An 18,706-nucleotide genomic window follows, 5' to 3' on the forward strand; every position below is an offset into this window, starting at 1 on the left:
CCCGTATTGGACTGAGCGTTGCGATCCGCCCTTCATGCGGAAGTACCCGGTCGCGAAGCACCGATGTTCTCCCCTCGATAATTTGCGTTGTCGTTTACCCGTGCGCCGCCGACGCGAAATCGCTGCCAGTGACGCGTGAGGAGCCAGCCTGCGCCGACGCCGCAGCCTGCCCCCGCCATTTTCACCGCAAGGTCGATCAACCGCGCGTGGCGATCGGCGGAGAGCATCTGTGTCAGTTCGAGCCCGACCGCCGCCGCAAGGACGATCGAAAGGACCGAAAGGACGTGCCGGGGATGAGCGATCGCGAACATGAGGCCCAGAAGTCCGAAGGCGCCGAATCTTTCGACCTGCACCCAACTCCCCATATGCGGACGCATGGCAAGCGGCGAGAGCGTCGAATAGGCGATGAGCCCGAGGAGAAGCCACGCAGTGACGGATGCGGCGCGTTTAAAATCCATGATCAATCATCTTTCGTTGCCACGCCGCCCGGCCAGCGGCCGCCCGTCGCATGCATGATGCGGCGGCGGCGCAATCATTTCGTCAGTTCTCCGTAGAGCGCGAGGGTCTTCTGCGCGACGCTCGACCAACTATAGGCCGCATCGACATGCTCGATCTGTGCGAGCACCTGCTCATCGCCGGGCGGATTTGCGATCTTTGCGGCGATGGCGGCTGCCAGCGCTTCGATGTCGCCGAGCGGAAAATAGTCGTCGGCAGGAAGGCCGAGTTGGCGATTGGCGACGATGTCGCTCGCCAGAACCGGCAGACCGTAGGCCATCGCCTCCAGGAGGGCGATCGGCATACCTTCATGGCTTGAAGGCAGGACGAAGAGCGCCGCATTGGCGAACAGCTCCGCCAGGCGATCACCGGTCTGGAACCCGGTCAGGATGACGCCCGGCGTGCTTTCTGCCATTGCCCGGACTTCCGCGGCATAGGGCGTTTCGAATTCCGCGCCGCCCGCAAGCACGAGAGCGAACCCGCTATCGCGCAGCGTCGCGAATGCCCGAATGAGATCCGTCTGCCGCTTCTCCGGCACGAGCCGCGCCGCCAGGAGAATGTACCGGCGCCGCTTCAGCCCGAATTCATCGAGGATGCCCGTCTCGCCATCGCAGGGCGAAACGGCGACCCCGTTCGGAACGAGAGCGACCGGTACGTGATAACGCGCGCTCATCGTCTCGACGATTTCCCTGGAGATTGCGATGCGGCCGTGCGCGAGGCGCATGCCCATCCGTTCCCCGAGCCGGAGCATGCGCTTGGCGAAGGCGCCCCATTTCTGACGGTCGTAATCGTAGCCGTGATGGGTAACGACCACTTTCAGACCCAAAAGGCGGGCGAGCGGGACTAGGAGCGCGGGGCCGATCGCGTGGATATGGAGGACATCCGGTCGTCGTAGGGCGGCAAAGCAGACGCCGATCGCCGTGTGGACGATGGCTTCGAGAGCCATCGAGCGCGGTGCCCAGAGAGGGAAGACGCGGATTCCGTTCCAGGAATGGGTTTTCGAATTGGGAAGGTAGCGCCGCCGCCCGATCACGTCGACATCCCAGCCGTTCGCCACCAATTTACCCGCGAGCATCTCCACATGCTTTTCGACGCCGCCCTGCACGTTGGGTATGCCGCGCAGGCCCAGCATCATCACCCGCCGGCCTGTCGCGGCTCTCAATATCGGCGGAAACTCTGGAGCGAATGCATCAAGCCGTTGCGGGAGCAAGGCTTCGCTACCTGAACCGGTGGGCTGTTGAGCCAACGCCCGCTGAAGCTCGGCGCAGAGCTTCTTGTGAAATCGGCGCGGGTTCCCGAGCGCCGTGCCGTTCGGCATAGGCGAAGCGTCCGGACGCGGCGGACTGGGATTTGGCGAGACTCCGGACTTTCTGCTCATGGTTGTTCCGCCCGCGGATGGCCCTTTTCACATCCTATACGCGCAGAACACTTACCAACTGGGTAAGACGACCGCTAAATTCCTAGAGAAATGACCGAAAATCAGACGCGAGACTCCGGCGGCGCTCGCAACCGTGCGACGTCAACCGGCGCCGAGCGATGCGTAGAGCTCGAGCGTCCTCTCTCGATAGGCGGCGGCGGAGAACTCGCTGGCAACCCAGGCGCGACCGGCTGTTCCCATGCGTGCGCGTGCGGCCGGTGTCAGCGCCGCCATTTTGCTCAGGGCTCCGGCGAGCTCATCGATATCTGCGGATGCGGCAAGCAGCCCCGTCTCGCCTTCCCTCACCATCTCCGGAATGCCGCCGATCGCCGCCCCGATGACCGGACGCTCGAGCGCATAGGTTTCGAGGACGCTAATGGGCGCGTTCTCGTACCATTCCGACGGCAGCACCAGGGCGCGGGATTCGCCGATCAGCCGGTGAAGCTTCTCACCGGAGAGATAACCCGCGAAGGTCACGTCCGCCTGGAGCTCCGCGGCGAGACGCCGAAGGGCTTGCTCCTCCGGCCCGGTCCCGGCAACGATCAGCCGCTGCTTGGAGCGGGCGGCAGCCCGGATCAATGTGGCAATGCCCTTTTCCGGAGCGAGGCGACCCGCAAAGACGAAATAGTCACTCTCCTGCCAATCAGCGGAAAAGCCGGAGACGTCGACGAAATTCGGGATGTGCACCATCTTTTCGCGCGGCCAGCCCCATTCGGCGAGCTTTTCCAGGTAGAACAGGCTTGGCACGACGAGCCGGTCCACCTTCTCGCGGTAGAGGCCGAGCAAGCGGTGCAGCATGGTCTCCGCGAGCACGACGGCACTCAGGGACACGGATCCCTTGATGCAGCGGTGGCGAAGGACGTTGTAGATTTTCCCGCCATGACAGTCCTCGCACACCCTTCCGTCGCGAAGCATCTTGTAAGAAGGGCAGGCGAGTTTCAGATCATGGACCGTCATCACCACGGGAACACCGGCGGATTTCAAGGTGGAGAAGATCGCCGGCGACAAGTGATGATAGACGTTGTGTGCATGGGCGATCGCCGGGCGCACGCGCTCGATGAGGCGGCCGATATTGCGCTGGGCCTCGACCGAATAGATGACGCTCGCGGCTTGCGCGACCTTCCTGAGGAGACCGGCATTGCGGCCATATTCGATCTCCGAGACGAAATAGTCCGACCAGGGCGATAGCTCGTTCTTGTCGTGCTGCATGGCGAAGGGCACGACGTCCCAGCCGATCTCGCCGAACATGCTCATATGATCGAAGAAAACCACCTCCGCGCCGCCGCGGCGATAGAAATAGTTGTTGATCGCCAGCAGCCGCTTCTTGTCGAAATCTGGCACGAGCGTCCTCTCACCATTTAATCCGGTCGAGCGCGGCGTCGACGGGAAGCACGCATCCCTTTTCGACGGCGTAACGGACCAGATGATCGAAGGTCTGCGGCGTGCAGCCGTAGGGCGTCGGCCGCGAAGCTATGTCATGGGTGAAGAAGATGAGCCATCCGGGATGGCTGGCGACATCGTCTATCCAGCGCGTCAACGCCCGTGCGTCCTCTTCGGGTTGGCGGATCTCGACGGCCTTGAGCATCATCGGGTCGACCGATCCGCGATTAATCGCGTCGCCTGCCGCGCGACAGGTACGGTAGCGCCGGCGGAGCTCGGCCCGCGAGAGCGGCCAGGCGGCATTGTAGGGAAACGCGAAATTCGTCGCCGGTGAGGCAACGCCGGCTCTCTTCAGATATTGTGCATTGCGATCGAGGTCTGCAGCCAAACCGGCAATACTGCGCAGCTTGCGGTGCGCGTGGGTGTGGCAGCCGATCTCGTGCCCGCGGGCTGCGAGTTCAGAGCAGCCTTCGGGCGTGATCAACGTCCGGTCCGGCTCGACCTGGCCGGCAAGCCCACCGGCGATGTAGAAGGTGCCGCGCACGCCATGCTTCTCCAGAATCGCCGCGCCCTCGAAGAGCGCGCTGTCGGGAACGTCGTCGAACGTGAACGAAACGAGTGGAACATCCGTTTCCAGGCGGCGTCGCTGCCGTGCGAGCCTCCAGATCATCCGGTTCGCCAGCCTGTCGACCAGCGAGCCGATCCTTCCTTCATCAAGCATGAGCGACGCGCTTTCTTTTTGTTGGCACCGCATCTTCCGCCAGCACGGCGGTCGATTGCAGGTTAAGTCCGTAGAGAGCAAACACGAATGTGAACCAGATGAGACTTCCGCCCTCGAAGAAGAGCGTCTCGAGGCCGGCGTGGAAGATCGTGTAGAGCCAGATACGGACGAACAGCCGTGTGAGAGGCGCCTGCTCGCGATCGGCGGGAATGCGAGAGATGTCGCGAAGCGGTAAGAAGATGAGCCACGTCAGGGTGAGCAGAAGCCCGGGAAAGCCGGTCGTCAGAGCGATATCCAGAAAGGAATTATGTCCGTTGGCGGCAGCAACCGCCCAGGTCTCCACCGAACCCCCGCTATAGACAAGCTCTTCCGTCTGCCAGAAGGCCCTGAAGCCGTATCCCGTCAATGGTCGCTCGGCGAGCGCCGAAAAGGCGAAGCGCCAGATATCGGCGCGATTCGTGAACGTTGCGTCGATGCCGAGCCCGCTGATGAACTCCCCGAGCGGCCTGAAGACCGCTGACCCGACGGCGAAAAGATTAAATAGGCCGACGCCCCCGATCACAATCGGAGCACGCAGCGGCCGCATCTTTTCGAAGAGCCAAGCGACGATCAGGATCGCCGGCAGCATTGCCGTGGAGGTCTTGCCGCCGGTCTTGACGAGAAAGAGGAACGACAGCACGAAAATCGCGAGGCCCGCAACGCGCGACCAGGTGTTCATGACGAAAAGGCCGAAGAAAGCCGCGAGCACCATCGCAGAGGCCGCACTGTTCTTGTGCGGGAAATGACCGCGCCACAGGCCGGCGTTCATAGGCTCGCGCAACTCCGAGGCCTGGTGGATGGCAAGCGTCGGCTTGAAGACGATGCCGTAATAGGCAACACCCAGCATGATGAGGGTGCCGATGCCGAGCATCTTGGCGAAGTGGCGCTCCGAGGCGGGCAGCAACAGGTAGACGCTGGCGTTGACGGTTACCATGACCGCCAGGATCACGCCCTTGATGCCAAGCGTTGGATGCGCGGAAATGAGCGAAACGAAGAGAAACCAGGAAAAGAGGATCGCCAGAAGTAGGCGCGGCTGAAGGATCGTGTCCCGCATGGGATGGGCGAGGCCGTACCCGAGCATGCCGGCGAAAAGCAAGAGCGAGATGATCTGGTTCAGCCGGTTGGAATTGCCGGCGGAGGGGTCCAGTACCGCCTCGCCGGTCAGGTCGACGAAGGGATCGATGGAGATCCAGAAGAACAGGAAGATCGCCATGAACAGGAAGGTGCCGACGCGCACCTTCCCCGCATCCGCCTGATTGGCCTCCCTGCCGCTCGCGCCGCTCATGGTGCCTTGGCCTCCTCAGCCGGACGCGGGCGTTCGGCCGCGAACGAATCGCCAAAGGCCGAGCGCGAGGGCGGCGGCAACACCGATCGCGAGGCCGAGCACGGCACCGCCAATCAAGAGAATTACGGTGCGCGGCGGCCAGCTCCGCGAATTCGGCGGCATGGCGCGCGAGATGACACGGATATTGGTCGTATCGATCTGCTGGCGTTCGGTGATCTGCTGCGCCCGCGCCAGGTGCGTTTCGTAGATCGCCGCCTTGGTGCGCGCATCGCGCTCCAGGTCGCGCAGGTGGACCTGAGCCTCGTTATCGGTGAAGACGTTCGACTTCTCGTCGTCCGCCTTGCCGCGCAACGCGTCGAGCGCCTCCCGCTCCCTGCCGAAATCGGCTTTCGCACGCTCCAGGATGCGACGGGCCTCCTCCTTGATGGCGGCTTCCAGGGTCGCCCGCTCGGAGCGCGCGGCGACGAGCCGCGGGTGCCTTTCGCCATAGGTGAGTTGCATCGAGCCTATCTGCTGCTGCAACGCGTTCAACTGCTGGCGCAGGTTCGTCATGTTGGCTGACTCGAAAACCGAGGCACTCGCGGTCTGGCCCTCAGCGATGGCCGCGCTCATTTGCTTGTAGCGCGTCTCCGCCTGGATGAAGCGCTGCTGGGCGTCGAGAACCTGGGTGTTGAGCTCGGTCGATAGCTGATTGCTGACAAGTTCGCCATTGGCCGACTGCAGGCCGTTCGCGCGGCGGAAATCCTCCACCTTCTTCTCCGCCTCGGTGACGTTCTGGCGCAGTTCGGCGAGCCGCGCATTGAGATTCTGCGCCACCCGTCCAGCGCTCTCGGCGGCGGATTGGAAAAGCTCGTCCTCGAAGGCTTCGACGATTGCGTCCGAGAGGGTTACGGCCTTGGCGGGCGCCTCGCTCCAGACTTTCAGCACAACGACGAACGAGCGTTCCTCGCGGCGAGCCTCGACCCTCTCCAACAAGGCGCGCATGGCCGCCAGTTCCCTGCTTGCCTTGCCGTCCTGCGCGGCAAACAGTGCCTTCAACCGGTCGAGCGGCGAGGGCTTGACGAATTCGGGATGGCCCGCGAGCTCAAGCTTGTCGATGACGCGCTGCAGCACGTTGCGCGACGTGAGAATTCTGAGCTTGCTTTCCACCTCCAGCAATTGCGCGTCGCGCTGCGGATTGGTCGTGAACACGTCGTCGCTGACGACGTTGAGATTGGAAGGGTCGACCACGATATCGGTATAGACGGTGTAGCGCGGCGTCGCGGTCACGGCATAGGCGAAGGCGGCTGCAACCGAAAGGACGAGTGCCAGGACGATCCAGCGCATCCCGTCACGCAACCAGGCGATGATGTCGTCGACCCCGATGCTGCCCAGCATGTGAATGTGCGGGAACAATTCGCCGACGGCAGAAGGCTTCGGCTCGGATTCCTTCGCAACCACGGGCGTATCTACAGCGCGGGCGGAAGTGCTCTCGTGCCTAACGGTCGGGACGTTTTCGGGAGGAACGACCGGCTGTTCGTCTACGGTGGGGACGAGGTCCAGCAACGAACCTCCGCCCGAACGAAGCCGCTCAAAGCGTCTCTCAGGGCCTAGTCCCTGTTCCTCGGGCTCGCTCCGCCGATACATCCGTTTTTCCCCACGCATGCTCTCGAAGCCACCGAAGAGCGCTGCCCCTGCGTAAGCCGCTGCTGGTTCGTACATTTAGGCGTTGCAGGGTGAAAATTCCGTTAAGCCGTATGAACTGCCGGTAACCTTTGAAACGGCTTCAGGTCGAGGTACGGATGGCGACGGTACTTCCTCGTCCTAGGCGGCCATCAAAGCATTCTCGCCCCGCCCTCGTTTCAGTTGGGAACTTCGATCCACTGCCGCAGTTTCAGATGAATGCCTGATCTGACCACATACGCCGCATTTTTAGGCGCTGTGCTTGCCTATCAACTGTCCGGAGTCGGCCCGGACATGATGCTCGTCATCAGCCGCGGCATCGGCGAGGGCAGGCATGCCGCGCTCGCGACGGCGTTCGGATGTGTGGCGGCCGGGGTCGTCCAGATACCCCTGCTGGCGATGGGGCTTGCCACGGTCGTCGTTTCCTCGCCGCTGCTCTATAAGGCCATGCAATGGATCGGGGCCGTCTATCTGATCTATGTCGGGATACGTTTCCTGGCTGCCGACCAGGAAACGGTCCGCGATGTGCAAGATTACGCCGCGTCGACGTCGCTTGCCGGCCCCTTCAGGCAAGGCATGATCTGCAATCTGACGAATCCTGCGGCGCTTTCTTTCATGCTCGCGATCCTGCCGCAGTTCGTGCAGCCCTCCGCCGGATCGCCCGCGCTGCAATTCTTTATCCTCGGAGGAACAATGAAACTCTCGGGGCTGCTACTCCTCAGCGCGGTAGCTCTGACCTCAGGGGCGTTCAGCGGCTGGCTGTCGCGCAACACGGCCTTCGTGCTCTGGCAGCAGCGTGTAGCAGGCAGCATTATGATCGTGTTGGGCATACGATTGCTGCTTTCTCCTGCCGCGCCTTCCCTTCACCGCTGAACCGCGCCGGCCAAGTTCCAGCGGCAGGAGAACCAACCGGACTTAAAAGTCCGTCAGCAGCCTGCTCCAGCTCTCCGATGCGAGCCCGCCGATATAGACCTCGTTGCGCTCGGCCGCCTCTTTGAGGTCGGCATGGCGGGTGACGAGGCAGAAATAGCCACGGTGGCGAAAGGAAAGCCATCGCTGGCGCGATATTGCGTTCATTAAGAAGGGCTGCGCCATCCCGACGGCGGCGGCGTAGCCCTCCGCGTCGAGCCTTGCGAACATGGCGGCAGTCACGTCGAACTCGCGGCCCTCCTCGCTGAGCACGTTGAGCACGGTTGCCATATCGTTTGCGTTGCCGAAGAAGAGGAACGCGCCGATCGTGCGGCCGTCCTCGCCGAGGACTTTCCTGCATTGCAGGGTCCCGAGGCTCCTGTTCATTGCGGCAACGCCGACGAACCAATCGAATTCCACTTGAGACCAGACCGGACGGAGCGCGAACCGCTCCAGCATCGGCCCTGCGCATTCGAGGAACTCGTCGAGCGTCGCCGTCTTGGTGAGGCAGGCGGCTTGAGCGGCCGGCCGCATCGAAGACCTCATCCGGCGGAGCACGCGATCGACGATGCCGAGAGTGCCGGTGAGAATGCGTGAGCCCATGACGGGGAAGTGACGACTGGCGAGAAGCGCCATCGCCTTGAGCGGCCAAAATGTGCGCTGCCATTCGAGGCTCTGGATCGGCAGCACAATACCGCCGGCCGCCGCCCAATGATCGGCACTCACCGGCGAGGCATTGTCCGAGAAGCACAGGTCCTGGCGGACCGCGCGCATGCTGCGGGCGAGGCGCGCGGCCCCGGCGGCACCTGCCTTGCCGTCCGCCATGAAGGCGCAAAGAAGCCGCGCCGTGATCGGCCGACCATGGGCCGTAAACGCCATCGGCACCGAAAGTATGGCGCTGTCTATGCTCCCGGCGGCGCTCTCATGCACGACGCTGCCGACTTCCGGAGCGTAGGCGGGGCTGCCGAAGAAGACCGTTTGGAGATAGCTGGCCAGGTCGTCGCCGGGCTCGCTGTCATTCTTGCGGAAAACCCTGTTGAACAACCGCCCAACCGCAGGGATATCGTCTGGCGTCATGGCGCGCATGCCGCCGCGCCGGCCCTCAGCGGCCGCCATCCCCGAGGACGCTCGGATTTCCTGGGCCCGAGCCGTCATGCGCGCCCCGCCTCGGACGTCAGGGCAGCCTGTTCCCGATCGCGCCGCACGAAGTGCAGGAAGACACTCCACGTTGCGATTACCATCGCGACTTCGATCACGTAGAAGGAGACGAAAGTACCGGCCGGCGGCGCATACCAACTCGCCCAAGCGGCAAGCCCCGCCCCGGCAATGCTGCCGAGACCTATGACGGTCGCGCGCGCGGCGTGATAGCCGGAGGCACCGAGCGCCTCCGCGGCCACCGACCAGGCGGCGAGAGGCACGACCGCCCAACAAAGGCTTCTGGCGAAGCCGACGAGGGAGACGTAGTCCTTGCCGAAGAGATGGGGGAGCACGGGCGCCAGGGCGAAGACCGTGACGGCTGCGGCGAGGCTGATGAGGGTCGCGGCGGCGAGCACCCGGCGCACGCGCTGAAACGCATGATGCAGCCCCGCGGCCGTCGCACGAGCGGAACCCGGATAGATGAGACGGTTGAGCGCGTCGACGGAAAGATAGCTGCTCTCCAATATGCGGCGGGCGACGCTGTAGCTCGAGACGATCTCGGCCGTGGTGACGAGGCTCAGGACAAGCAAGTCGGCATTCTGGCGGAGCGCGCGCAGGATGAAGGGAATGCTGAAATAGAGCCCCTGCGGCAGCTCTTCGCGCACGATCGAATAGTGTGGCTTGCCAAGTCCTCTGATCGCCCGCATGCAGGCGAGCGCCACGAGCACATGGCAGACGAACTGCCACACCGCCCAGGACTCTACGGTGGAAACGCTGAAGGCGATGCAGGCGAGCGCCGCCGCAACCGTCCGCGCCACGGCAAAGCCGACGACGACCTTGTTTGCGGAGGCAAAATCGCTGTGGGCGATGAATATCTGCTCCGTCAGCACGATGATCCGGACCAGAAGGATATTGGTGATCAGCATCAGCGCGATTGCCGCAAAGTTCTTCACCGGATCTGCGGAAAGCGTGAAAAAGAACGGCAGGGCAACCACCCCGAGGAGGAGCAGCGCCACACCGCTTGCGGTCGTCAGGATGATGTTGTGGCCGAGCATTTGCGGATACATGGCGCGGTCGCGGGCAACGCGGCGGACGAGGCACTCCATGGCGCCGAGCCCACAGAGATGGACGGCGATGTTGGCAAGCGCCGTGATGGCGACGAAGACGCTGAACTCGTGAACGCCGAGCCAGCGGGCGAGAATCGCGAAGGTGACAAGCTGCGCCGCAGAGCCGAGGACGAGACTGCCGCCGGAGGCGATGTAGGACACGACCATCGGCAGCAATGGTCTGTACCCACGCGGTTCCGTCACACCTTCCGAAGCCATCCGATCCGCCTTGACAAGTCGACCAGCTCGGCACGAGCCCCGCGCGTTTTCCCGCCGGCCGGCCGATTGCGCGCGCAAACTAGCACGCAGAAATGATCGCGCGGTTAACATACGCGTATCGCTTGCATTTCAGCTTCCGTTTACCTGGATGCGCTAGTGTCCGCCGCGACCGACAACCATCCGACAATCGGAGGAGCATTCGTGCTGCAGGGCGACAATCATCTCGACGGCCACGCTGCCGACGCGCCGCGGCTCGTCCGCTTCATGGGCATCGAACTCGAGCTTGCGCCCGACGTGCTCGTGCCGAGGGAAGAGACGGAACTCCTCGGCCGCAGCGCCGCTGGAATCCTCGCCGATCGCGCCCGGGCTTCCACGGTGATCGACATGTGCTGCGGCTCCGGCAACCTTGCGCTGGGGATCGCCGCCGAAATCCCGCTCGCCCGGGTATGGGGTGCCGATCTGACCGACAGCACGGTCGCGCTCGCCCGCCGCAACCTCGAGCGCCTCGGGCTTGGCGAGCGGGTCGTCATCCGGCAGGGAGATCTCTTCGGGGCGCTGCAGGGGGACCGCCTCGAGGGCACGGTCGACATGATCGTGTGCAACCCGCCCTATATCTCGACATCCCGCCTCGAAGGCGACAGCGCCCATCTTCTCGCAAGCGAGCCGCGGGAAGCCTTTGACGGCGGCCCCTATGGCATATCCATCCATCAGCGGCTGATCCGCGATGCGGTCGCCTTCCTCAAGCCAGGCGGATGGCTGCTCTTCGAATTCGGAGAGGGACAGGACCGCCAGGCCGCAGCGCTTCTCGCCCGCACGAAGGCCTACGAGCCCGTGACCTTTGCCGAGGATGCGACCGGCAAGCCGCGCGTCGCGCTGACGCGGAAACTCGCCGGCGAGGCGTGTATCACCGCGTCGGGAGACAAAGGGCCAGACCGATGAGCGACATCCGTCCGCTCGCGGCGGAGGACATCCCGGCCGTTGCCGGTCTCTTCCAGAAGATCTTCCGCAACAGCGACCGGACGCCGCCGGCGCTCGTCGATTACCTGCGCCACCTCTACCTGGAAGCGCCCGGCTGCGACCCGGAGATCAGCCCGCTCGTGCATGTCAACGACCGCGGTCGCATTTCGGGCTTCGTCGGCGTCAACGCGCTGCCGATGACGTACAAGGGCAGGCCTCTGCGGGCGGCCATCTGCGGCTCGCTGATGGTCGAGGGACGCGAGAGCGACCCGATGGCCGGTGCGCGGCTCTTGAAAGCCTTTCTGGCCGGTCCGCAGGATCTCTCCTTCAGCGAAACGGCGAGCGAGGTCTCCACGCAAATGTGGACGAGGCTGCGCGGCATCGTGTTGCCGCAATACAGTCTCGATTGGGTCCGGGTCATTCGGCCCGCATCCTTTGCGCTCGATCTCGTTGCAAGCCGGCTTGGCCCGACGCGGGCATTGAGCCCGCTCGCGCGCGCATTCGATCGCCGCTACCGCAGCAAAATGGGCCGCGGCGAATTGCGCTGGTCGGGTGTCCCCGAAGCAGCCGGCACGTCAGGGCCGTTGCAGGTCGTCGACATCGACCGGTTTGATTTCGCCGCGCTTTTTGCGCCGCTGACGAGACAGTTTGCCGTGCAGCCGGCCTGGGCCGAGGGCCAGCTCGACCATATTCTTGAGGACGCGGAAAAGAAGCCCGTCTACGGTGAGGCGGTTTTTGCGGCGGTGAAGACGCGCAGCGGCGCGCCGGTCGGGGCCTTCTTTTATCACATTCGGCCCGGCGGCATTGCGCGGGTGCTCCAACTCCTTGCGCTGCCGGGCCAATCCGGAGCGATCGTCGACTGCCTCATTGATCACGCCGCCGCTCGCGGTGCTGCGGCTTTGCGCGGCCGAACGCAGCCGGCACTGCTGGAAGCCATGATGGGCCGCCGCATCGGCTTCATCCACGCCGCCTCCACCGTCGTTCACGCCCGCGGCGAGGAACTTGTCGAGGCCTTCCGTCACTCGCAGGGTTTCATCAACGGGCTGGCGGGCGAACATTGGAGCCGCCTCATCGGCGGCAGCTTCGAATAGACCCTATGATGCGCCCCTCAGGGTTTCGGGTTCACCACAGCGTCGCGGCTCAGTTCACAATGTCCTCATCGGACGTCGTTTGCAGGTAAGCCCGAACCTGATCAATCTTACCGACGGCGGGCCCGACGCCGAGCGTTTCTTTGACATCCGCCAGGGTGTCGTCCGTCACTTCGTCGTCATTGGTAAAGCTCGCGATCGCATCGCGCAGTGCTTCGTCGCTCAACGCCGGATCGGTCGGAATAGCGTCCGGACCGTTTTCCGCCTCGAAGGTCGCATAGGCCATCACATAGGCGGAGATTGCCGCCATGCGCGGGTCGTTCGAATTTATGTAAGCGTGAAAGTTTCTGCCGAGCGAGCGCAGCTTTGCAGATTCTGCTGCAGCGCTCTTGGGCTTCGGCGTCGGCACAGCGGTTGCTGTCTTCACTTTCGCCGACTTGCTAGACTTTCTGCCCTGCGTGGCGTGCCCGCCGTGAAAGCGCGGCGCGCCTGCACGTGAACCGCCCGATTTTCCCGTTTCGGATCGCGCTTTGCTGTGGCCATTGCCGTGGCCCCCTCCGCCCCCACCGGAGCCACCTCCACCGTTACCACCGCCGTTGCCGCCCTTCGCAAAGGCGACGTCCGAAAGCGCGGGCGCAATGCTTGCGAGCGGTGCACCGGCGAGAGCCAATGCCAAGAGACCCCGACCGATAATCCTGGAAATAGGCATGAACACCTCCTGTCGAATCTTCGCGGCCGTTCTCGCCGGCCTGAAATTTCCTGCTCTGGCCTAGGTAGTGCAGCGATAGCGTGCGGCCGAGGCGGTTTCCACCGTCCTCGGACCAATGCGCCGACTGATCGGACTTAGGTCTGATCGAGCGGCCCTCGAAGGTCCGAAAACGCGTCGCGACGAAGGGCTCAACGAGTTGAAAACATGCGGCGTTCGGCTGTTAATTCGGCGAAATACGGTGAGTTAGTTTCTTTGTTTCAACGCTGGCGAGCGTCAGTAGATCACGGCCGAGCTGGAGCGGACCGTCGCAGCACCAGGACGAAGAGGCTGCATTCGATGCGCTGATCGGCACCGAGCCGCCTCGGCTCGGCTGGTGGCCGCGCATCGGCAAACTCGCGTTCGATTAGATGCGTCGACGCAAGAGCCTTGCCGATAAGCTGGTGTACGAGTGAGGTGTTCAGTCGATCGTATGCCCTGCGGCGGTAGCCGAGTACGGGTGAACGGTCGCATCGGCGGCATCGCGAAATGAGACGAGTTTCTGACGCCTGTCGTCCCAAAGGACGAGCCTGACGCATTGCAGGCTTTCCCAGAGAGTGATGCGGCCGATCGAAGCGAGCTGTGGGTGGTCGCGCAGAACTTCCACCAATCTGTAATAGGGAATCCTGCTCGACAGGTGATGCACGTGATGAATGCCGATATTACCCGTCAGCCATCGCAGCACGAGCGGCAGGTCATAGTGGGATGCACCATGGAGGGCTGCCCGGGGAAAGTGCCAATCCTCGTCGGCCGACCAGTGCGTTTCTTCAAACTGGTGCTGCACATAAAAGAGCCAGATGCCGGCGGCGCCCGACAGGAGCACGATCGGCAGGTGGATCAAGAGAAAAGGCACGACTCCGATCGCCCAAGCCACCACGCCGGCGCACGTCATGATCGCAACGTTCGTGGCCATGGTGGAGACCCAGGGCAGTGCACCGCCGTTCATCATCCCGAACGGCAGGCGCTGCTTCAAGAGAAAGAGCCACGCGGGGCCGATGCCGAACATCACCAGGGGGTGCCGATAGAGACGGTAGCCGAGGCGCTTCATGGGAGAAAGTGAACGGTATTCTGAAACCGTGAGCGTGGTGATATCGCCGACACCCCGCTCGTCCAGATTGCCGGCCGAGGCGTGATGAGCGGCGTGCGCCCGGCGCCAGTAATCGTAAGGTGTCAGGGTGAGCACGCCGATGGCACGTCCTGTCCAATCGTCGAGGCGGCGGCGAGCGAAGAACGAGCCGTGGCCGCAATCGTGCTGGATCATGAAAAGCCTGAGGAGGAAGGCTGCGGCCGGAAAGATGGCGATCAGCCCATACCAAAACCCGTTAGCGAGGGAAAAATGGGCGCCGGCCCAGAAGCCGGCGAAGGGGATGAAGGTGACAAGAAGTTCCAAGGCGCTGCGCCCCATGCGGGGCTGACGGTATTTCGCCAGGGTCTTCAACCATGCTCCGGCATCATCTTCAGCAAGCGATGCCGGCGTGCAGACATGTGCATTCATCAAAACTGGTCCGTATTTCGTCGCCTCGCAAAATATTTGCCAGGCCCGTGGCTGCTGAGTATCAGGCGCAATGATTGAAGGTGTCAGGCTCGGCGAGCCTTGCGTGCCGCATAACGGCGATCGCGCTCGGCTTTGCGCACAGCCTCTTCGGCCAAGGCGCGTGAAGCACGCTCGGCGATTTCAGCCTGCCGGGCTTCGGCTTCTAGCCTCGCCTCGGCTTCGGCTGCCGCCACCGCTGCTGCGGCTTCAACAAGCAGGCGTTCGTTTTCGGCGATCTTCAACGCTTCGCGTTCGGCCCGACGGGCCTCGCGTGCAACCGACACCGCTTCGCGGACGGCAAGCCGCTCCTGCATTTCCGGATCGGTCGCCTTGGGGGCGGAGGCGAATTTTGCCAAAAGCTGACGCTTGGCCTCGGCCGCAGCGGTGCGGCGCGCTGCAAAGCCATTGTCGTTGGGATGTCTCAATAGGAATTCCTTTGGTTCTCATGGTCACGAGCTTTCCAACGGTCCGCGCTCTCGGACGGGAGACGCGGATGTCGTGCCAGCAAATAGAGCCTCAGAACAGAAAAAGGCCAGGCATCTGCCTGACCTTTCCGAACTTCTTGCCCGCCATGCCAGTACATCCGTGGTCATTAGCGGCTAAAAGCTTTAGACAGCGCGGAGCTGACCCGCGGACATTTTGCCCGATTTGTTGTCTCGCTCAAGCTCGAAGCCGAGCTTCTGGCCTTCGACCATCGAATTCATCCCCGCGCGCTCCACGGCCGAGATGTGAACGAACACATCGGCACTGCCGTCGTCAGGCTGGATGAAGCCAAAACCTTTGGTGGAATTGAACCATTTAACTGTGCCAGTGGTCATGACGAACCCTTTCTTTAGCAACATTGATCACCGCTGAGCGACGCACAGCGGGTTTTTTCGACTTTTGAAAGAGGGAAGTTCGTCAAGGAGCGCCAGGCGCAGCAAAACAAATATCGGCAAACAAAGTATCGATGTTTTCTCAGTACGGCACTTTGACGGTATCGTCAACTTTTCGTTTCGAAATTTTCTTCATTGCGACTCCCGGTAGTTTATTGGCTAATGAAGTCGCCCCACCGCCACTGGGGACACGCGGGCCTGGGTCCGAAAACCGCTCGGAGGTCCCTAGCGTCCCCGCCGCGGCAGAGGGTATGCGTCGGCTTCGTACAGCTTCTGCATCTGCTGGCCATTGTAGCGGGCTTCTTCGACCTCCAGGACGGAGCCACGAAGCATCGACGCCGGCATGTCCTCGATCGCAAAGCGAAGAGCCTCGGCGACCGAGTCAAACCGCTTATATCGAAGCCGGCTCGTTCTTCTCACGGTCTTGCAGGGATATAGTCCTGCCCCGGCGCTGTAATCAAACGTCGTCATGGGTGCGCTCCTTGGGGGCAAAGAGCGCGCCGCGTGAAAGCGTCCTACGTTTATCGAGGCGCTGCTGCCGTTCAACCGGTCCGCGCTCCCGCATTCGGAGAATCTGTCTCGCGCGTATCTTCTGCAGCTTGGCAGCATTTGAGCCTTCGGGCGCTGCGGGCCGGAACAGGCTTTCCGCCGTGTGGCGGGCTATATTCATCATAAAGGTGTCCTAAAAATATGGATGCGCAACGCAACGGCGCTCAGCGCAATTCTCTCCTGCCAGAGGCGGAGTTCGGAACGTTCACAAATCGGAATCGCCGAGCAAGCGGACGTGCCGGTGAGACCAGATAGCCGTAGGCTGCAAACGTTATCTTCATATGGTGACGAGTACCGTTCTGTTCAAGGCAGTTACCGCTGACCGCCGATAAGCGCGACCACCCCAGGTGTCGCCGCCGCGGCAGAGACGGAACGCCAGGCGCCTCTGCTCGCGACAGTGCCAGGCCTACTTCTTGCCGAGGCCGAGACCGCTGTTCGTAAACTTGGCCCGAGTGCCCTGCACGGCGGCGACCGGTGCCGCCGTCTTGTCTTTTTTTGGCTTTCGAGCTTCGCGATTGCTTTTTGCTTGGCCTTTGGCCATCTCTGATTCTCCTGATTTTTCGGTTGATTGTCGTTTGCAGCCTTCACGCTGCGGCGTCGCCGTACGCTTGGCCCACTCAGCAAGGGCGAAATGTTGCGCCACGCAGGCGGGAAAGGCTGGCGCCCGGAGCTGCCAAATTGAAGCGCTTGATGCGCAGTACGGCCGCGGGCTCACCTTTGCTGATTTGTTGAAGCCGGACGTTTTCGCCGTATCCAAATCCGCTGACGCTGACGAGATTACGAGCCATGGTATGAAGGTGAAGGTCGGAAGACATGTAGTCCTCCTTTCGTTGGGGCCAGGGCAACAAGGCCCCGAATCAGCGGCGCCCTGGAAATGGCGCTGAAGTGGAGAGCATGCGCCCTTTAAAGGTCATGCGCAATGACCCTCGTTCGCTCCCGCTGATTGTAGACCCGCAAACCGGAGGTTTAGCACAGCCGACGCCAGAAGACACTGCCCAGCAACAAACACGCTTCTGACAAGCGCCGCAAATTGCAATGGCTTCTATTGCATACCTGTTGCGAATCGGTCGGTCGGCTGGATGGAAATGAAACCTAGGGGCGGTTGCTATACTTGTAACAAAAGCGCAGTATCCAACCTTCAGTAGCAAAGTCCCGGGCGCTACTGCTTGAGGGCTAGTCGCCCTAGCCCTCCAGCGAAAGGAGGACGCTATGTCTTCCACCTTACACGATATATCGCCCGCCAATATGAAAATTATCCAGTCCGTCTTGGAGGCAGCCGGATACGACGCTAGCGGACTTGCCGAGTCCCCGCGATTTTTCAACCCGGCTGCATTGCTCGTGATTAAGCTGTTCCTGGCGGGCGAGGAGTCCCGGTCGGGCCTAGCGGCAAAGCTCGAGCACCAACTGGGCAAGTTCGGTGACAACAGACGCCCGTGCCCATCATCGCTGGCGCGCTACGCGATCCAAGGTCTTCCACTCGAACTGCAATCGCAGCACCTCATCTAGGTAAAGCGGTGCCTGCAGCGTGCCAGAAAGCAGCGCCCCTCCTCGTCCCCATCGGACGATTATCTCCAGAACACGTGGCTACACGTCGAGATAACGGCCCGCCCCTAGGAGATAACGACATGCCCCAACCATACTGCCCGGGATCGCCTCTGGCGATGACCATGCTTCTATGTGCGACACTGTTGTTCAGCCAGAGCGCATTTGGCCAAACGACACCCCCCGTGCCTGCCAATGCCGAAGCAAACCGCTACGGATCGGGCTGGGAGTGCAATCGTGGATTCCGAAGGCAGGACGATTCCTGCCATGCGGTGACGCCTCCCGACAACGCGTTCCTGACGAACGAGTCCCATGGCAAAGGCTGGGATTGCCACTACGGATTCGTTGAAATGGGCAACCAATGCCTCAGCGTTCAGGTGCCTGCCAATGCATACCTTGATCCTTTCTTTGGCGATCGCTGGCAGTGCATGCGCGGATACCGTCAAACCGACACGGGATGCGACCGTATCGAGGTGCCGGACAACGCGTTTCTGACGGATTCGACCTATGATAGGGGTTGGGAATGCGAACGAGGTTACCAGATCGTCGAACGCGAATGCGTTGCGTTAATCGTTCCCGACCATGCTTATCTGACGACCAGCGGGAACGAATGGATATGCGATCGTGGTTTTGAAAAGAAGGGCCAAGCCTGTGTTGCCGTAGTGGTCCCGAAAAACGCAACGTTTGTAGATACGTCCTACGGTCAGAAATGGAACTGTGATCGTGGCTTTGAGGCGAAGGGAACCACATGTTCACAAATCAAGCTTCCCGAGAACGCTCATCTCGATTCTTCTGGCAACGCCTGGGCGTGCAACCGGCCGTATCAGCTCCGTAGCGGTATCTGCAGCATGGACTAACGATCTCCCGGCCATAGTTGCAGGCTCTCCGCTAAGGGTGCCAATTGCGGCGCGAACGGCTACTGTGAGGGCCGATCGTATAGCCTCGTAGAGACCAACGAGCTACAGGAGGCATGGTGTCGGACCATGAAAAAAAGCGTCGGGCGCTGCCGTTGACCGGACCAGCGGAGATGCTAATTTGCCGTCTGA

The 18,706-nt window shown here is 62.3% G+C and carries 21 protein-coding genes; 5 read left to right on the forward strand and 16 right to left on the reverse strand.

Annotated features, from left to right (window positions below; translation table 11 throughout):
- Nucleotides 1-32: 32 nt before the first annotated feature.
- The 6 genes from AYK65_RS29310 to AYK65_RS29335 form a co-directional block, all read right to left on the reverse strand.
- Nucleotides 33-458 (reverse strand): VanZ family protein, encoded by a 426-nt coding sequence (locus tag AYK65_RS29310; RefSeq protein WP_081162864.1) that lies wholly within the window; start codon nucleotides 456-458, stop codon nucleotides 33-35.
- Nucleotides 459-532: 74 nt separating this feature from the next.
- Entirely contained in the window at nucleotides 533-1,630 is a 1,098-nt protein-coding gene (locus AYK65_RS29315) for a glycosyltransferase family 4 protein (protein ID WP_244560155.1), read from the reverse strand.
- A gap of 384 nt (nucleotides 1,631-2,014) precedes the next feature.
- Complete coding sequence (locus tag AYK65_RS29320) at nucleotides 2,015-3,253, reverse strand: glycosyltransferase family 4 protein (protein ID WP_081162869.1); 1,239 nt, start codon at nucleotides 3,251-3,253, stop codon at nucleotides 2,015-2,017.
- 10 nt (nucleotides 3,254-3,263) lie between these two features.
- Nucleotides 3,264-4,013, reverse strand: a complete 750-nt coding sequence (locus tag AYK65_RS29325; RefSeq protein WP_081162870.1) for a polysaccharide deacetylase family protein — start codon at nucleotides 4,011-4,013, stop codon at nucleotides 3,264-3,266.
- Entirely contained in the window at nucleotides 4,006-5,337 is a 1,332-nt protein-coding gene (locus AYK65_RS29330) for an O-antigen ligase family protein (RefSeq protein WP_081162873.1), read from the reverse strand. The genes AYK65_RS29325 and AYK65_RS29330 overlap by 8 nt, the downstream gene beginning before the upstream one ends.
- Nucleotides 5,338-5,352: 15 nt before the next feature.
- Complete coding sequence (locus AYK65_RS29335; RefSeq protein ID WP_081162875.1) at nucleotides 5,353-6,963, reverse strand: GumC family protein; 1,611 nt, start codon at nucleotides 6,961-6,963, stop codon at nucleotides 5,353-5,355.
- Nucleotides 6,964-7,293: 330 nt separating this feature from the next.
- Here AYK65_RS29335 and AYK65_RS29340 point away from each other — a divergent pair, with 330 nt between their 5' ends.
- A complete protein-coding gene (locus AYK65_RS29340) occupies nucleotides 7,294-7,872 on the forward strand; it encodes a LysE family translocator (RefSeq protein ID WP_244560149.1) in 579 nt (192 codons plus the stop codon).
- Between the two features lie 42 nt (nucleotides 7,873-7,914).
- Here AYK65_RS29340 and AYK65_RS29345 read toward each other — a convergent pair whose 3' ends face one another.
- Nucleotides 7,915-9,063 carry a GNAT family N-acetyltransferase gene (locus AYK65_RS29345; protein WP_081162877.1) on the reverse strand — a complete coding sequence of 383 codons (1,149 nt, stop codon included), beginning with the start codon at nucleotides 9,061-9,063 and terminating at the stop codon, nucleotides 7,915-7,917.
- A complete protein-coding gene (locus AYK65_RS29350) occupies nucleotides 9,060-10,370 on the reverse strand; it encodes a lipopolysaccharide biosynthesis protein (RefSeq protein ID WP_081162879.1) in 1,311 nt (436 codons plus the stop codon). Before AYK65_RS29350 ends, AYK65_RS29345 begins: the two co-directional genes overlap by 4 nt.
- A 201-nt stretch (nucleotides 10,371-10,571) precedes the next feature.
- On the opposite strand from AYK65_RS29350, the gene AYK65_RS29355 reads away from it, so the two are divergent.
- Nucleotides 10,572-11,309, forward strand: coding sequence for a N5-glutamine methyltransferase family protein (locus tag AYK65_RS29355; RefSeq protein WP_046117817.1), 738 nt, complete (start codon nucleotides 10,572-10,574; stop codon nucleotides 11,307-11,309).
- Nucleotides 11,306-12,418 carry a hypothetical protein gene (locus AYK65_RS29360; RefSeq protein ID WP_046117625.1) on the forward strand — a complete coding sequence of 371 codons (1,113 nt, stop codon included), beginning with the start codon at nucleotides 11,306-11,308 and terminating at the stop codon, nucleotides 12,416-12,418. The genes AYK65_RS29355 and AYK65_RS29360 overlap by 4 nt, the downstream gene beginning before the upstream one ends.
- A 49-nt stretch (nucleotides 12,419-12,467) precedes the next feature.
- On the opposite strand, the gene AYK65_RS29365 is transcribed toward AYK65_RS29360, so the two are convergent.
- From AYK65_RS29365 to AYK65_RS29395, 8 genes are all read right to left on the reverse strand, one after another.
- Nucleotides 12,468-13,124 carry a hypothetical protein gene (locus AYK65_RS29365; RefSeq protein WP_081162880.1) on the reverse strand — a complete coding sequence of 219 codons (657 nt, stop codon included), beginning with the start codon at nucleotides 13,122-13,124 and terminating at the stop codon, nucleotides 12,468-12,470.
- Nucleotides 13,125-13,581: 457 nt separating this feature from the next.
- Complete coding sequence (locus tag AYK65_RS29370; protein ID WP_081162883.1) at nucleotides 13,582-14,655, reverse strand: fatty acid desaturase; 1,074 nt, start codon at nucleotides 14,653-14,655, stop codon at nucleotides 13,582-13,584.
- Nucleotides 14,656-14,738: 83 nt separating this feature from the next.
- Nucleotides 14,739-15,119, reverse strand: a complete 381-nt coding sequence (locus tag AYK65_RS29375; RefSeq protein ID WP_081162885.1) for a DUF6481 family protein — start codon at nucleotides 15,117-15,119, stop codon at nucleotides 14,739-14,741.
- A 183-nt stretch (nucleotides 15,120-15,302) separates the two neighbouring features.
- Nucleotides 15,303-15,512 carry a cold-shock protein gene (locus AYK65_RS29380; RefSeq protein ID WP_026614558.1) on the reverse strand — a complete coding sequence of 70 codons (210 nt, stop codon included), beginning with the start codon at nucleotides 15,510-15,512 and terminating at the stop codon, nucleotides 15,303-15,305.
- Nucleotides 15,513-15,794: 282 nt separating this feature from the next.
- Nucleotides 15,795-16,040 (reverse strand): hypothetical protein, encoded by a 246-nt coding sequence (locus tag AYK65_RS29385; protein ID WP_026614559.1) that lies wholly within the window; start codon nucleotides 16,038-16,040, stop codon nucleotides 15,795-15,797.
- Nucleotides 16,027-16,242, reverse strand: coding sequence for a hypothetical protein (locus tag AYK65_RS29390; protein ID WP_026614560.1), 216 nt, complete (start codon nucleotides 16,240-16,242; stop codon nucleotides 16,027-16,029). Before AYK65_RS29390 ends, AYK65_RS29385 begins: the two co-directional genes overlap by 14 nt.
- 282 nt (nucleotides 16,243-16,524) lie before the next feature.
- The gene (locus AYK65_RS33575; protein WP_267885977.1) at nucleotides 16,525-16,659 is read right to left on the reverse strand and encodes a hypothetical protein; all 135 of its coding nucleotides are present in this window, start codon (nucleotides 16,657-16,659) and stop codon (nucleotides 16,525-16,527) included.
- Between the two features lie 76 nt (nucleotides 16,660-16,735).
- Nucleotides 16,736-16,933, reverse strand: coding sequence for a hypothetical protein (locus AYK65_RS29395; RefSeq protein ID WP_026614561.1), 198 nt, complete (start codon nucleotides 16,931-16,933; stop codon nucleotides 16,736-16,738).
- A 394-nt stretch (nucleotides 16,934-17,327) separates the two neighbouring features.
- Here AYK65_RS29395 and AYK65_RS29400 point away from each other — a divergent pair, with 394 nt between their 5' ends.
- Together AYK65_RS29400 and AYK65_RS29405 are read left to right on the forward strand one after the other, a co-directional pair.
- Nucleotides 17,328-17,624, forward strand: coding sequence for a hypothetical protein (locus AYK65_RS29400; RefSeq protein ID WP_081162887.1), 297 nt, complete (start codon nucleotides 17,328-17,330; stop codon nucleotides 17,622-17,624).
- A 119-nt stretch (nucleotides 17,625-17,743) separates the two neighbouring features.
- On the forward strand, nucleotides 17,744-18,517 hold the full coding sequence (locus AYK65_RS29405; protein WP_139793389.1) for a hypothetical protein: 774 nt from the start codon (nucleotides 17,744-17,746) through the stop codon (nucleotides 18,515-18,517).
- Nucleotides 18,518-18,706 lie beyond the last annotated feature (189 nt).

Source organism: Ensifer aridi, from assembly GCF_002078505.1.
GTDB classification, from domain to species: Bacteria; Pseudomonadota; Alphaproteobacteria; order Rhizobiales; family Rhizobiaceae; genus Sinorhizobium; species Sinorhizobium aridi.

Bases quoted from the DNA above. Each gene is read 5' to 3' on its own strand.
- AYK65_RS29310 (WP_081162864.1), bottom strand. From the start codon at position 458: ATGGATTTTAAACGCGCCGCATCCGTCACTGCGTGGCTTCTCCTCGGG.
- AYK65_RS29315 (WP_244560155.1), bottom strand. From the start codon at position 1,630: ATGATGCTGGGCCTGCGCGGCATACCCAACGTGCAGGGCGGCGTCGAA.
- AYK65_RS29325 (WP_081162870.1), bottom strand. From the start codon at position 4,013: ATGCTTGATGAAGGAAGGATCGGCTCGCTGGTCGACAGGCTGGCGAAC.
- AYK65_RS29330 (WP_081162873.1), bottom strand. From the start codon at position 5,337: ATGAGCGGCGCGAGCGGCAGGGAGGCCAATCAGGCGGATGCGGGGAAG.
- AYK65_RS29335 (WP_081162875.1), bottom strand. From the start codon at position 6,963: ATGTATCGGCGGAGCGAGCCCGAGGAACAGGGACTAGGCCCTGAGAGA.
- AYK65_RS29340 (WP_244560149.1), top strand. From the start codon at position 7,294: ATGATGCTCGTCATCAGCCGCGGCATCGGCGAGGGCAGGCATGCCGCG.
- AYK65_RS29345 (WP_081162877.1), bottom strand. From the start codon at position 9,063: ATGACGGCTCGGGCCCAGGAAATCCGAGCGTCCTCGGGGATGGCGGCC.
- AYK65_RS29350 (WP_081162879.1), bottom strand. From the start codon at position 10,370: ATGGCTTCGGAAGGTGTGACGGAACCGCGTGGGTACAGACCATTGCTG.
- AYK65_RS29360 (WP_046117625.1), top strand. From the start codon at position 11,306: ATGAGCGACATCCGTCCGCTCGCGGCGGAGGACATCCCGGCCGTTGCC.
- AYK65_RS29365 (WP_081162880.1), bottom strand. From the start codon at position 13,124: ATGCCTATTTCCAGGATTATCGGTCGGGGTCTCTTGGCATTGGCTCTC.
- AYK65_RS29370 (WP_081162883.1), bottom strand. From the start codon at position 14,655: ATGAATGCACATGTCTGCACGCCGGCATCGCTTGCTGAAGATGATGCC.
- AYK65_RS29380 (WP_026614558.1), bottom strand. From the start codon at position 15,512: ATGACCACTGGCACAGTTAAATGGTTCAATTCCACCAAAGGTTTTGGC.
- AYK65_RS29385 (WP_026614559.1), bottom strand. From the start codon at position 16,040: ATGACGACGTTTGATTACAGCGCCGGGGCAGGACTATATCCCTGCAAG.
- AYK65_RS29390 (WP_026614560.1), bottom strand. From the start codon at position 16,242: ATGATGAATATAGCCCGCCACACGGCGGAAAGCCTGTTCCGGCCCGCA.
- AYK65_RS33575 (WP_267885977.1), bottom strand. From the start codon at position 16,659: ATGGCCAAAGGCCAAGCAAAAAGCAATCGCGAAGCTCGAAAGCCAAAA.
- AYK65_RS29395 (WP_026614561.1), bottom strand. From the start codon at position 16,933: ATGTCTTCCGACCTTCACCTTCATACCATGGCTCGTAATCTCGTCAGC.
- AYK65_RS29400 (WP_081162887.1), top strand. From the start codon at position 17,328: ATGTCTTCCACCTTACACGATATATCGCCCGCCAATATGAAAATTATC.
- AYK65_RS29405 (WP_139793389.1), top strand. From the start codon at position 17,744: ATGCCCCAACCATACTGCCCGGGATCGCCTCTGGCGATGACCATGCTT.